The sequence below is a fragment of the Pseudidiomarina sp. WS423 genome (assembly GCF_050750165.1).
GTDB classification, from domain to species: Bacteria; Pseudomonadota; Gammaproteobacteria; order Enterobacterales; family Alteromonadaceae; genus Pseudidiomarina; species Pseudidiomarina fusca.
On record NZ_JBOJLN010000001.1, the window covers coordinates 179,555 to 191,820 of the forward strand.

The following is a 12,266-nucleotide window of genomic DNA, read 5'->3' on the forward strand; positions in this document are numbered from 1 at the left end:
CCTAGCAAAGTGATATTGTTCGCGCAATTTTTGGGATGAACGAGGATTACCTAGAATGTCTCTATTCGAACACAAAGAGTTCGACCAACACGAACAAGTCGTGTTTTGTCATGATAAAGAAACCGGCTTAAAAGCGATTATTGCTATCCACGACACCACCTTAGGCCCAAGCTTAGGCGGTACCCGCTTGTGGAACTACGCCTCGTCAGCTGAAGCCTTAACCGACGTGCTGCGCTTATCGCGCGGTATGACTTATAAAAGTGCGATGGCCGGGTTGCCATTAGGCGGCGGTAAAGCAGTTATTATTGGTGATGCTAAAACCATTAAAACGCCTGAGTTAATGCGTGCCTATGGTCGTTTCGTTAATTCTTTAAGTGGCCGCTATATCACTGCTGAGGATGTTAATATCCGTACCAGCGATATTGCCTACGTTGCTGAAGAAACTAACTTTGTCGCAGGAACCGCAGAGAAAGCCGGTGATCCATCACCTCACACTGCACTAGGTACCTATTTAGGCCTAAAAGCGGCAGCTAAACATAAATTCGGTAGTGATAATCTACAAGGCTTAAAAATTGCTGTGCAAGGCTTGGGCGCGGTAGGCTACGATTTCGCTGAATATTGCCATAAAGAAGGCGCACAGCTGTTCGTTACCGATATTAATGAAGAAGCATGTGCCCGTGCAGCGCAAGAGCTGAATGCCACTGTTGTTGGTTTAGACGAAATTTATGGATTAGATGTTGATGTCTATTCACCTTGCGCCCTAGGTGCCACCGTAAATGACGATACTCTGAAACAAATCAAAGCCAAGGTTATTGCTGGCAGCGCCAACAACCAGTTAGCAACGCCAGCCCACGACCAGGTGGTGATGGATATGGGTATTCTGTATGCACCAGATTACGTTATTAACGCCGGTGGGGTGATTCACGTTTGTAGCGAAGCTGCTAACATGAGCCGCGCTGAAACCGACCAGCGTGTGCGTGACATCTACGATACGCTAGATAAGATCTTTGCCCGTTCAGCAGCTGAGAAGCGTCCAACTGGACAAATCGCAGATCAAATGGCACAAGAAATTATCGCTAACGCGAAAGCCGCTAAAACTGCAGGTTAATTACCTGCAGTTTGCTGCTAGCCACTGCAGCGGGTGTAATGCCCGCTTGCTGGGGCTGTGGCGTTCTACTTGACTACGACAAGAAAACCCCGTCGCCAAAGTTACCACCTCTCGCTCAACCTTGTTACGCCAACTCAAATCGTACAGCTTGGTACTAATAGCTTGATTATTGCTTTCATGGCCAAAGGTTCCGGCCATACCACAACACCCCGTGTTAGCCATCGCTAAAGGTATCTGCCATAGCGCAAAAATTTGTTGCCATTCACTAGCAGCCTTAGGCATGGCGGTTTGCTCGGTACAATGGGTGAGCAATTGCAAATCTAAGTTAGGCGTAGCCACTGCTACCCGCTCCACCCTACTGGGCAGCACATCAAGCAACCAAGTTTGACTCAATTGCACCTGATAGTTTAGCGGCTCAGTGAGCACGCTACGGTATTCGTCGTGTAAACAAAGTACGGTAGATGCATCTAAACCTACCATGGGTAACTGCAGTTGACTAACGTGATTAAGCTGTTTTGCTACACGGTTTGCAGTTTTAGCAAAATCTTTTAAATAGCCTTTTACATGCTGGGCCTTACCGTTACCGGCAAAGCGCAACAAGATCGGCTGAAAGCCAAGATGGCTGGCTAACGTACCAAATGCCTCCACCAGTTCTGCTTCATAAAAACTAGTAAAGGGGTCTTGCACCACGACCACAATATTGTCGCGCTGTGCGCTGGTCAAGGTGGCCACATGCGCCGTCAGTTGCTGCTCATCCATGCTCAACCATTGCTGTTGTTGCCAACGCTTATGGAGCGTAGGTACCGACAATTTAGGTGCGTCCACATAGCCAAACCAACGCTTAGTTACCCATCTGCTGAAACCATTGTGAGTCAGCCAATTTGCTAACCGCGGCGCTCGCGCTAAGCCACTGGCCAACGACTCAACTTGTTTCACTAGGAAATCTTTGGCAGGACGCCGATATTTATGGTGATACCACTCTAAAAATCGCGCCCGAAACGCTGGCACATCAACTTTTACCGGACACTGACTAGCACAAGCTTTACAGGCTAGACAGCTATCCATCGCAGCTTTTACTTCGTGATTAAAATCGTCCGCAAAGGCCCCTGTAACAGCTTTCATGGGATGCCATTTGGCAGCTGGTGGTTGGCTTGCATCAAACCCGTGTTCGGCGTTAAGTCGCAGCCATTCACGAATTAACGTGGCACGTCCCTTAGGTGAAAAACGTCTATCGCCGGTGGCTTTAAATGACGGACACATGGCTGAATCGGCATCGTAGTTAAAACATAAGCCGTTGCCATTACAGTTCAGCGCCGGCTGATAACTCTCCTGCACATGAATGGGGATTTGCCGATCATAAAAACCACGTTTCGTCGCATCCACGGACACTAAGCTCGCTGAGGTTCCCCACGGGGTACAAATTTTGCCTGGATTAAGACGATTATCAGGGTCGAATACAGCTTTGAGCTTCTGTAGTTCTTGATAGAGTTCATCCCCAAAGAACTTTGGCGCATACTCAGAGCGGTAGCCTTTACCGTGTTCGCCCCACATCAAGCCACCGTACTTGGCGGTTAGTGCGGCTACTTGATCACTGATTTTTCTTAGTAGCTGCTCGTCATCAGGATTGGTCATGTCGAGCGCTGGACGCACATGCAACACTCCCGCATCGACGTGGCCAAACATGCCGTAATGCAATTGCTCGCGATCGAGAATGGCACGAAACTCTAAAATAAAGTCAGCCAAATGCTCGGGCGGGACTGCCGTATCTTCGGCGAAAGCAACGGGTTTACGGCGACCTTTGGTAGCCCCTAACAAACCGACTGCTTTCTTGCGCATGGCATAAATATTTTGAATACTCTTGCCATCGGCACAAACCTGATAACCAATAATGCCCTGCTCTGGTTGGTTAGCGATTAAGTGCTCAAGCTGCTGGCAAAGAGACGCTACTTTGTCATCGATATCCGCTTTCGCAACCGCAGTAAATTCAACCATATTAATGCCGCGCATCGGCTTATCGGCGACATCTTCTAATTGGCTAGCAACTTGATGCCAAATAATATCATTGCGGGCTAAATCTAAAACGTTGCTATCAATGGTTTCCACTGAAGTCGCACGTGCCTGCACTAAGGCTGGGGCATGCCGCAGAGCCGATTGAAAATCATCATACTTAACATTAACCAACACCTTGTGCTGCGGAATCAAGGTTAAGTTCAGTTTAGCCTCAACGATGATCGCAAGCGTTCCTTCAGAGCCGGCTAAAAGCCTTGAAAGGTCAATGAGTTGGCGATCTTCATCATAGCAATGCTTGAGATCGTAGCCGGTTAAAAATCGATTTAAAGGCGGGAATTTTGCACATATAGCAGCTCGTTTATCAACGCAAGTAGCTAGAACTTGTCGATAAATGGCAGCTTCTAAGGTCTCTCCACGAGCTTTTTCTTGCGCTTGTTGCAGGCTTATTGGCGCTGTGTGTAGCACCTCGCCATTAAGTAAAACGGCACGCAATTCTAAGATGTGATCACTGGTTTTACCATACACTAATGAGCCTTGTCCGGAGGCATCGGTATTGATCATGCCGCCAATCGTGGCGCGATTACTGGTGGATAAGTCAGGACTGAAAAAAAACCCGTGGGGTCGCACTGCGTCGTTTAACGCATCTTTAACCACACCGCTTTGGCAGCGTACCCAGGCTCGTTCTGGGTCAATCTCTAACACCTGATTAAAGTAGCGGCTTAAATCGATAACAATGCCAGCCGTTAACGACTGCCCGTTGGTACCAGTACCGCCGCCTCGAGGCGCAAATTGAATACTTCTGAACGCAGCTTGCTGCGCCAGTTGAAAGGCTTGTTGCAGTGCTGCTTGCGTCCGTGGATACAGCACCGCTTGCGGCAATTGTTGATAGACGCTGTTATCAGTAGCCGCGATCAAGCGGCCACTGTAGGAACCATCTATATCGCCGTCAAACTGGGCGCGTTCTAGTTCTAATAAGTAGGCCTGATAAACACTTTGTATGCGTTGTTGACGCCGTTCATAGGCTGCATAACTAGGTAACTCGTTAACTACTTGAACCATAACGCGCACTGTTCCTTTATTGAGGCTATTGAAGCCTGCTTAACCGTGGTGTTCCGCTAAATACAACCAAGTTTCAACCACAGTATCAGGATTCAATGACACTGAATCTATCCCCTGCTCAACCAACCAAGCAGCAAAATCCGCATGATCCGAAGGGCCTTGGCCACAGATCCCCACGTATTTGCCTTTACGCTTAGCCGCTTGAATAGCCATAGCTAGCATGGCTTTTACCGCTTCATCGCGCTCATCAAAAAGATGAGCAATCACGCCAGAATCTCGGTCTAAGCCCAAAGTTAACTGAGTTAAATCATTAGAACCGATAGAGAAACCATCAAAAATATCCAAGAACTGATCCGCTAGTAAGGCATTTGATGGTAATTCACACATCATGATCACTCGTAAGCCACGCTCACCTTGCACCAGTCCTTGCTCGGCTAAGAGTTCAATGACTTTACGGCCTTCCTCTAAGGTACGCACAAACGGGATCATCACCTCAACGTTAGTAAGGCCCATTTCATCGCGCACTCGTTTGATCGCTTCACACTCCATCGCAAAGCATTCACGGAATTCCGTTGAGATATAACGTGATGCCCCGCGGAAACCAAGCATGGGGTTTTCTTCGTGCGGTTCATACTGGCGGCCGCCAACGAGATTAGCGTATTCATTAGATTTAAAATCAGACATGCGAACAATCACCCGCTCAGGTGAGAATGCCGCCGCCAAGGTCGCAATACCTTCAGTAAGCTTACCCACGTAGTACTCACGAGGGCTCTCGTAACCAGCCATATAGCCGCGAATTTGCTCTTGTAATTCAGGCGTTTGCTGATCAAAATTCAGCAAGGCTTTAGGATGCACACCAATCATTCGATTGATGATGAATTCTAACCGTGCCAAGCCAACGCCCGCATGCGGCAAGCTAGCAAAGTCAAAGGCGCGGTCTGGGTTACCCACGTTCATCATGATTTTTAATGGCAACGCTGGCATATCACCTACATCAGATGTAGTTACGGCAAAATCTAACGCGCCTGAATAAATGTAACCGGTATCACCTTCGGCACAGGACACAGTGACTTCGCTACCAGCGGCAATGCGATCGGTGGCATTACCACAACCCACCACTGCCGGAATACCTAGCTCGCGCGCAATAATAGCTGCGTGACAGGTACGGCCACCACGATTTGTTACAATCGCCGCCGCCCGCTTCATAATAGGTTCCCAATCTGGGTCAGTCATATCGGTTACTAAAACATCACCAGGTTGTACTTTATCCATTTCGGAAATATCGGTGAGTACGCGGGCTACACCAGCGCCAATTTTTTGACCAATGGCGCGACCTTCGGCCACAACGCTACTCTTAGTTTTCAGCGCATAGCGCTCTAGTGCTTGACCGGTTTTATTCGACTGCACCGTTTCTGGGCGTGCTTGAACGATATAGAGTTTGCCATCAATACCATCTTTGGCCCATTCGATATCCATTGGACGGCCGTAATGCTGCTCGATAATAACGGCTTGTCTTGCAAGGGCTTCAACTTCGGCATCGCTAATCGAAAATTGTTGGGCTTGCTGAGGTGCTACGTCAACGATACTCACTTGTTTACCGTGAGCGGTTGCATCTGAGTAAATCATCTGCACTTTTTTGCTGCCAAGGTTACGGCGCAGCACTGCTTTGCGGCCCGCTTTCAGCGTAGGCTTATGCACATAAAACTCATCTGGGTTGACTGCACCTTGCACAACCATTTCGCCTAAACCATAAGATGAGGTAATAAAGACCACTTGATCAAAACCTGATTCAGTATCAATCGAGAACATTACCCCAGAGGCAGCGATATCACTGCGCACCATACGTTGAATCCCGGCCGACAGAGCAACGCCGCGGTGGTCATAGCCTTGGTGTACGCGATAAGAAATAGCGCGGTCATTGAATAAGGATGCAAACACGTGTTTGATGGCTTCCATGATGGCATCAATACCACGTACGTTTAGAAAGGTTTCTTGTTGGCCGGCAAACGAGGCATCCGGCATATCTTCAGCCGTAGCTGAGCTACGCACCGCGAAACTAACTTCAGCGTTGCCACCACTCAGATCCTGATAGGCAGCTCGAATCGCTTGGTCTAACTCAGGCTGAAATGGCGTTTCAATCACCCATTGGCGAATTTGCTTGCCCGCCTCAGCTAAGGCTTTAACATCATCGGTATCGAGCGTATCTAAAATTGCGTGAATACGTTCGTTTACCCCACTTTGCTCGAGAAACTCGTTAAAAGCTTCTGCTGTGGTTGCAAATCCGTTTGGCACATCGACCCCGGCTCCGGCTAGGTGACTAATCATTTCACCTAAAGAAGCGTTTTTACCGCCAACACGGCCGACATCATTCATTCCTAGCTGATCATACCAAAGCACATAGTCTTGTACGTTGTTCTGCACGTTGAGTTCCTCGTGAGGTTTTAGGCGTGACACAGTTACATTTTTGTAACTGTCCGAATGGCTTTATATTTTACACACTGGGGGGCAACAAGTTAACATCTTATGTACTTTTATCTGCTAGGAATTTGCTCTTTATGCGCACAATCTTTTACATCTCAGACGGTACGGCGCTAACCGCTGAGGCTTTTGGTCGCGCTATGCTGTCGATGTTTCCTTTAAAAGTGGTTCATAAGACCCTTGCTTTTATTGATACAGAAGCGAAAGCTACGGCTGCGGTCAATAAAATTAATCAGGCTTACGCCGACTCTGGCGAACGTCCTGTCATCTTTCACACCTTTGTCAGTATCGACATTAAACGTATCATCATGTCGAGCCAAGGCAGCTGCTACGACTTCTTAGATTATTTTGTGGCGCCCCTCAGTAAAGAGCTTGGTATTCCAGCCCAACCCAAAACCCATCGCACCCATGGTATTCAAGAGGACACAGGCGTGCGCGAAAACTACGATTTTCGGATTGATGCGGTGAATTATAGTCTAGCTAACGATGATGGTAGTAACGTCGCGAATTACGACGAGGCTGATATCATTCTCCTGGGCGTTTCTCGTACCGGTAAAACCCCTACCAGCCTTTACTTAGCCCTGCATTATGGCATTAAAGCGGCGAACTACCCGTTAACCGAAGATGACAATATGGAAAACTTACAACTGCCTAAGGTGTTAAAACCCCATCGCCATAAAATTTTTGGTTTAACCCTAGACCCACAACGGTTACACGAAATACGCAGCAAGCGCCGTGAAGGAAGCACCTATGCGTCATTGCCGCAGTGTCGATTTGAATTGCAGGAAGTAGAAAAAATGTACCGCCGTGAAGCCATTCCATTTTTGGATTCAACGCGCTTTTCGGTAGAAGAGATCGCCGCTAAAATTTTGGCCGAGACCAATATAGAAAGACACCGGTTTTAACCCGGTGTCTTGCTATTTATGATGCTTTACATTTCTTGTTCGGCACGCACGTTGGTGCTTTCAAAGATTTTATCTGCAGAAGCAGCAACAAAGCCGGTATAAAGGCGGTTAGGAGCTATTTCGTAGCGTTTAGCAAACTCGTAAAAGCAACTAGGAATGGTTTTTTCCATATCGCTAAAGCGCACTAACGTATGGTCTGCTAGCGTTGACGACTGCTCTAAAAACACTTCTTTTGAGCCTTTGATTTCGCCGCCTGAAGTATTCAATTTAAATCCTGCTTCTTTCAAAGTTTGGTTAACTTGCTCGAGCGATTGATAATCAGGTAACTCATTCACGTTTACGGTGAAGTGATTGGCGCGATAACCAAAGGCCGCCATCCAAGCTGCATATTCACTCTCAGCTAAGAGCTGTTCGTAGTCAGCACTGCTGATTTGCCAATGGGCACCCGAATACAAGAAGTCTGGGCTGGCCACGGCTGCCGGATCAATTTGCGCAACCAGATTGCGCACAATGGTTTGCAGCGAGTCAGAGAATTCTTCCACTAATAACTCTGAAATGAAGATCTTAGGTAGCGCTGGATTGCTGTGCTCGTAATGCTTAGCAACCAACTTCTTGGCCTCAAAATGATAATCTTCACAAGCTTGATAGCCCATTGCCTCAAAGTGCTGAGCCAACGTTGCTAAGCGTACTGGCGCGATATTAAAGGTACGAAAGGCAACATGGTCATTAATAATTTCACGACCTTTGCCCAGTACTTCATGAACCTTTGCTGCAGATGGCGTTAACTTAATATAGTCTTGCCATAAGTTATTAAAAAATTCAGTAACTTGCTCTGTAGTTTCAACCTGTGCCTGTGACATATACTGCTTTAACCTCGAAAATGTCAAAAAATTTAACCGCGACCTTGGCGCGCTTCTTTCAATGAATCAGCGACTAAAAAGGCTAACTCTAACACTTGATCCGCATTTAACCGCGGGTCGCACTGGGTGCGATAGCGCTGTGTTAAGTCTTTTTCACTGATTTGATAAGCGCCGCCGGTACACTCGGTAACGTCTTCGCCCGTCATTTCTAAATGCACCCCGCCTGGGTAAGTGCCTTCCGCCTGATGCACGGCAAAAAACTGTCGCAACTCTTGGTGAATCGCATCAAAGTTACGAGTTTTTAAACCGTTATCAGCCTTCACCGTATTGCCATGCATAGGATCGCTCGACCACACCACATGACGGCCTTCGGCTTTCACTTTGCGCACCAGATGCGGCAATGCTTCGGCCAGATTATTCGCCCCCATCCGGGTGATCAAAGTCATCCGGCCGGCTTCATTCTCTGGATTAAGCACATCCAACAATCGGATCACATCATCAGGCTTGGTAGTTGGACCTATTTTAACACCGACTGGGTTATGAATGCCACGCATAAACTCTACGTGAGCGTGATCTAATTGACGCGTGCGCTCGCCAATCCAAACCATGTGAGCCGAGCAATCATAGGGCAACCCAGTAAGCGTGTCGGTACGGGTTAAGGCTTCTTCGTACGGCAATAACAAAGCCTCATGCGAAGTGAACAGCTGGGTTTCGTGAATGGTGGCATTAGTAGCCGAGGTGATCCCCAACACTTCCATAAACTTCAGCGCTGATTGAATTTGTTCCGCTACTTGTAAATATTGTTCTTTCAGTGGATTAGCTGCCACAAAGCTCATATTCCATTTATGCACCTTGTGCAAATCAGCAAGACCACCCTGCGCAAAAGCACGCAATAAATTCAAAGTTGCAGCTGAATGATGATAAGCCTGCAACATCCGTTGCGGATCAGCAATTCGTTGGTCCTCGTTAAAATCAACCCCATTAATAATATCACCGCGATAAATCGGCAGCTCTACGCCGTCTTGGATCTCGGTGTCGCTAGAGCGCGGTTTGGCATATTGGCCAGCCATACGAGCAACCTTGGTAACCGGGCATGAGCCAGCAAAGGTCATGACGATCGCCATCTGTAGAATCACCTTGAAGGTATCGCGGATTTTCGGCGCAGTGAAATCACTGAAACTCTCGGCACAATCGCCACCTTGCAGCAAAAAGCCCTGGCCCAAGCTCACTTGGGCCAACTGTTTGCGTAGGGCTCGAATTTCTTCGGCAAAGACCAACGGCGGAAAACTTTTTAATTGCTGTTCTACCTGCTGCAATTGTTGCGCCGAAGGATACTGCGGTTGCTGCTGAATTGGTTTATCCCGCCAGCTACGGGCACTCCAATGCGTCATTCTCTTTCCTATTAATGATTAACGGCCTTGTTGTAAGGCTTGAATACGTTTTGCTAACGGTGGATGGCTCATAAATAATTCACTAAAGCTGCGTTTGGTTTGAATACCGAACGCCATCATAGAACCATCCAGAGTTGACTCTGGGGCACCTTGTAGGCGGCGCAGCGCTGCCACCATGTTATGCGCACCGACGAGTTTGGCAGCGCCAGCGTCGGCCCGAAATTCGCGCTGACGTGAAAACCACATGACAATGATACTGGCCAAAATACCGAAGACCAATTCTAACACCATCACAATAGCAAAGTAGGCAATACCACCTAAACCTTGACCATTCTGAGAATTACTGCGAGTTGCATTATCAATCACGCCCGCAATTACCCGTGCAAAGAAAATAACAAAGGTGTTTACCACCCCTTGAATGAGGGTCAAAGTAACCATATCGCCATTGGCGATATGACTGATCTCATGAGCTAGTACGGCTTCCACTTCGGCTTGGGTCATATTGCGCATAAGCCCGGTACTTACCGCAACGAGCGAGCTTTTTTTACTGGCTCCGGTTGCGAATGCATTAGGCTCAGGCGAATCATAGATGGCCACCTCTGGCATCGGAATTCCGGCCTGTTGACTTTGCCGTTGTACGGTTCGTAATAACCATTGCTCTGTTTGATTGCGAGGCTGACTAATCACCTGTGCACCGACAGCGCGTTTCGCCATCCACTTTGACATAGCCAATGAGATAAAGGCGCCACCAAAGCCGAAGACCGCAGCAAAGATCAACAAACCGCTGTAACCCGAGGTATCAACACCTAAAGCTGGCATAAGAACATTCATGACCACCCCTAAAACCAACAAAATGGCAAGGTTAGTGGCTAAAAATAATGCAATCCGCAACATACTGAATTTACCTCTAATAAAATCCTACGGAACACCCGTACAAAATTGCCTTCGCGTTGCCTTGTTATAGGGTTAAAAGTATCTAAAAACAAGGTCTTTAACTGCTTTTTTCAGTCAATTCTGTTAGCTTATAGCGTATCTTTTAACGCTGTCGGAGTACTCACATGGCAAATCACTCAAAACTTTTATTAATGAGTAGCTCAAAAGCTGGCCAAACGGATTATCTAGAACACAGCAAAGCTTGGCTACGCGAACATTTTGCCAGCGCCAGTAAAGTGTTGTTTATACCCTATGCAGGGGTTGGCTTGGGTGATACCGCCTACACGGCCAAAGTAGCGGCAGCCTTGGCGGACTTACCCTTTACCCTAGAAGGCATTGAGAGCTTTAGTCATCCACAACAAGCCGTCTATGAAGCCAGTGCCATCATGATTGGCGGTGGTAACACCTTTCAGTTGCTCAATCGGCTCTATCAACATGACTTACTCAAGCTTATTGCTAATAAAGTAGCTGCCGGTATGCCTTATGCAGGTTGGAGTGCTGGCGCCAACATTGCCGGGCTTACTATTCGTACCACCAACGATATGCCGATCATCGAGCCGCCATCGTTTAAGGCCCTGCAGTTGGTACCTTTTCAATTAAACCCTCATTACAGTGACTATCAAGCCCCTGGCTTTCATGGTGAAACCCGTGATCAACGCTTGGCTGAATTTATGCTGGTTGATCCTGCAACACCGGTATTGGCGATCAAAGAAGGCACTGCCTTGAAAGTTACTGGCGACACCATGCAACTGTTAGGACCGCATCCTGGCTATGCCTTCTTAGCAGGCGACAAGCTTGAATTGGCGGCCAACAGCGACTGCAGTAATTGGCTCGTTGCTAAGTAATCAACCAAGTGCCCTTGGCGCCAAGTCGGACAATAGGGCAAAACGCCTAAACAAGGTGCTGATAGGCGCTGCTCTAAGCTGGCGATATTTGCGGCTTGTTCTACCATCGGCTGCGGTTGCGGTTGGTTGGCCACCCAGCCAACCAGATGAGCACCACTGGCGCTAATGGCCGCAGCTGTGAGTAGCGCGTGATTGATACAGCCCAGCTTTAACCCGACCACCAAAATCACTTGGGCACCAGACTGCACCGCTATATCGGCCATGCTCTGCTGCGCATTAAGAGGAACGAGCCAACCACCGGCTCCCTCAATCACTAGGATTTCAGCCGGCAACTGTTCTAATGTTCTGATATGCTGCAAAATATCAGCCAACACTAACTCTTGTTCCGCATGCTCGGCAGCGATATGGGGGGCGATAGGATCTGCAAAACAATAAGGGTTAACTTGGTCGTAGGTTTGCTGATGAGAGGTTGTTGCCAGCGCTTGCTGCAAAGCTTCGGCATCATCATTCATCCAACGCTCTTGGCCTTCATGCAGCCGCCAGGTAGCACCAGCGGCTACGGGTTTTAGTGCGAGACAACGCCGGCCCTGTGCTTGTAGTGCATGCAGCAAGGTCACGCTGACCACGGTTTTACCAGCGTCAGTGTCAGTTCCTGCGATAAATAATTTATCCATGGT

9 protein-coding genes are annotated in these 12,266 nt (G+C 48.1%); 3 read left to right on the forward strand and 6 right to left on the reverse strand.

Features of this window, described 5'->3' with window-relative positions; all coding sequences use genetic code 11:
* Nucleotides 1-55 precede the first annotated feature (55 nt).
* A complete protein-coding gene (locus ACQ661_RS00845) occupies nt 56-1,108 on the forward strand; it encodes a Glu/Leu/Phe/Val dehydrogenase dimerization domain-containing protein (RefSeq protein WP_110075118.1) in 1,053 nt (350 codons plus the stop codon).
* Here the strand turns inward: ACQ661_RS00845 and ydiJ are convergent, their stop codons facing one another.
* Both ydiJ and ppsA read right to left on the reverse strand, forming a co-directional pair.
* A complete protein-coding gene (ydiJ, locus tag ACQ661_RS00850) occupies nt 1,109-4,177 on the reverse strand; it encodes a D-2-hydroxyglutarate dehydrogenase YdiJ (RefSeq protein ID WP_431667346.1) in 3,069 nt (1,022 codons plus the stop codon).
* 39 nt (nt 4,178-4,216) lie between these two features.
* Nucleotides 4,217-6,598 carry a phosphoenolpyruvate synthase gene (gene ppsA, locus ACQ661_RS00855; protein WP_431667347.1) on the reverse strand — a complete coding sequence of 794 codons (2,382 nt, stop codon included), beginning with the start codon at nt 6,596-6,598 and terminating at the stop codon, nt 4,217-4,219.
* Nucleotides 6,599-6,732: 134 nt separating this feature from the next.
* Here ppsA and ppsR point away from each other — a divergent pair, with 134 nt between their 5' ends.
* On the forward strand, nt 6,733-7,560 hold the full coding sequence (ppsR, locus tag ACQ661_RS00860) for a posphoenolpyruvate synthetase regulatory kinase/phosphorylase PpsR (RefSeq protein WP_153825660.1): 828 nt from the start codon (nt 6,733-6,735) through the stop codon (nt 7,558-7,560).
* A 26-nt stretch (nt 7,561-7,586) separates the two neighbouring features.
* Here ppsR and ACQ661_RS00865 read toward each other — a convergent pair whose 3' ends face one another.
* The 3 genes from ACQ661_RS00865 to htpX are packed head-to-tail and all read right to left on the reverse strand — an operon-like array spanning nt 7,587 to nt 10,705.
* The gene (locus ACQ661_RS00865) at nt 7,587-8,420 is read right to left on the reverse strand and encodes a DUF1338 domain-containing protein (RefSeq protein ID WP_313932286.1); all 834 of its coding nucleotides are present in this window, start codon (nt 8,418-8,420) and stop codon (nt 7,587-7,589) included.
* A 32-nt stretch (nt 8,421-8,452) separates the two neighbouring features.
* Nucleotides 8,453-9,811, reverse strand: coding sequence for a class II 3-deoxy-7-phosphoheptulonate synthase (locus ACQ661_RS00870; RefSeq protein ID WP_153825662.1), 1,359 nt, complete (start codon nt 9,809-9,811; stop codon nt 8,453-8,455).
* 18 nt (nt 9,812-9,829) lie between these two features.
* Entirely contained in the window at nt 9,830-10,705 is an 876-nt protein-coding gene (gene htpX, locus ACQ661_RS00875; RefSeq protein WP_153825663.1) for a protease HtpX, read from the reverse strand.
* A 164-nt stretch (nt 10,706-10,869) separates the two neighbouring features.
* On the opposite strand from htpX, the gene pepE reads away from it, so the two are divergent.
* Nucleotides 10,870-11,589, forward strand: coding sequence for a dipeptidase PepE (gene pepE / locus ACQ661_RS00880; protein WP_153825664.1), 720 nt, complete (start codon nt 10,870-10,872; stop codon nt 11,587-11,589).
* Here the strand turns inward: pepE and bioD are convergent.
* A complete protein-coding gene (gene bioD / locus ACQ661_RS00885) occupies nt 11,514-12,263 on the reverse strand; it encodes a dethiobiotin synthase (RefSeq protein WP_153825665.1) in 750 nt (249 codons plus the stop codon). The genes pepE and bioD overlap by 76 nt on opposite strands.
* Between the last annotated feature and the right edge of the window lie 3 nt (nt 12,264-12,266).

Excerpts from the sequence above, each read along its gene's own strand:
- ACQ661_RS00845 (WP_110075118.1), top strand. The coding sequence starts at position 56 with ATGTCTCTATTCGAACACAAAGAGTTCGACCAACACGAACAAGTCGTG.
- ACQ661_RS00865 (WP_313932286.1), bottom strand. The coding sequence starts at position 8,420 with ATGTCACAGGCACAGGTTGAAACTACAGAGCAAGTTACTGAATTTTTT.
- ACQ661_RS00870 (WP_153825662.1), bottom strand. The coding sequence starts at position 9,811 with ATGACGCATTGGAGTGCCCGTAGCTGGCGGGATAAACCAATTCAGCAG.
- htpX (WP_153825663.1), bottom strand. The coding sequence starts at position 10,705 with ATGTTGCGGATTGCATTATTTTTAGCCACTAACCTTGCCATTTTGTTG.
- pepE (WP_153825664.1), top strand. The coding sequence starts at position 10,870 with ATGGCAAATCACTCAAAACTTTTATTAATGAGTAGCTCAAAAGCTGGC.
- bioD (WP_153825665.1), bottom strand. The coding sequence starts at position 12,263 with ATGGATAAATTATTTATCGCAGGAACTGACACTGACGCTGGTAAAACC.
- ydiJ (WP_431667346.1), bottom strand. The coding sequence starts at position 4,177 with ATGGTTCAAGTAGTTAACGAGTTACCTAGTTATGCAGCCTATGAACGG.
- ppsR (WP_153825660.1), top strand. The coding sequence starts at position 6,733 with ATGCGCACAATCTTTTACATCTCAGACGGTACGGCGCTAACCGCTGAG.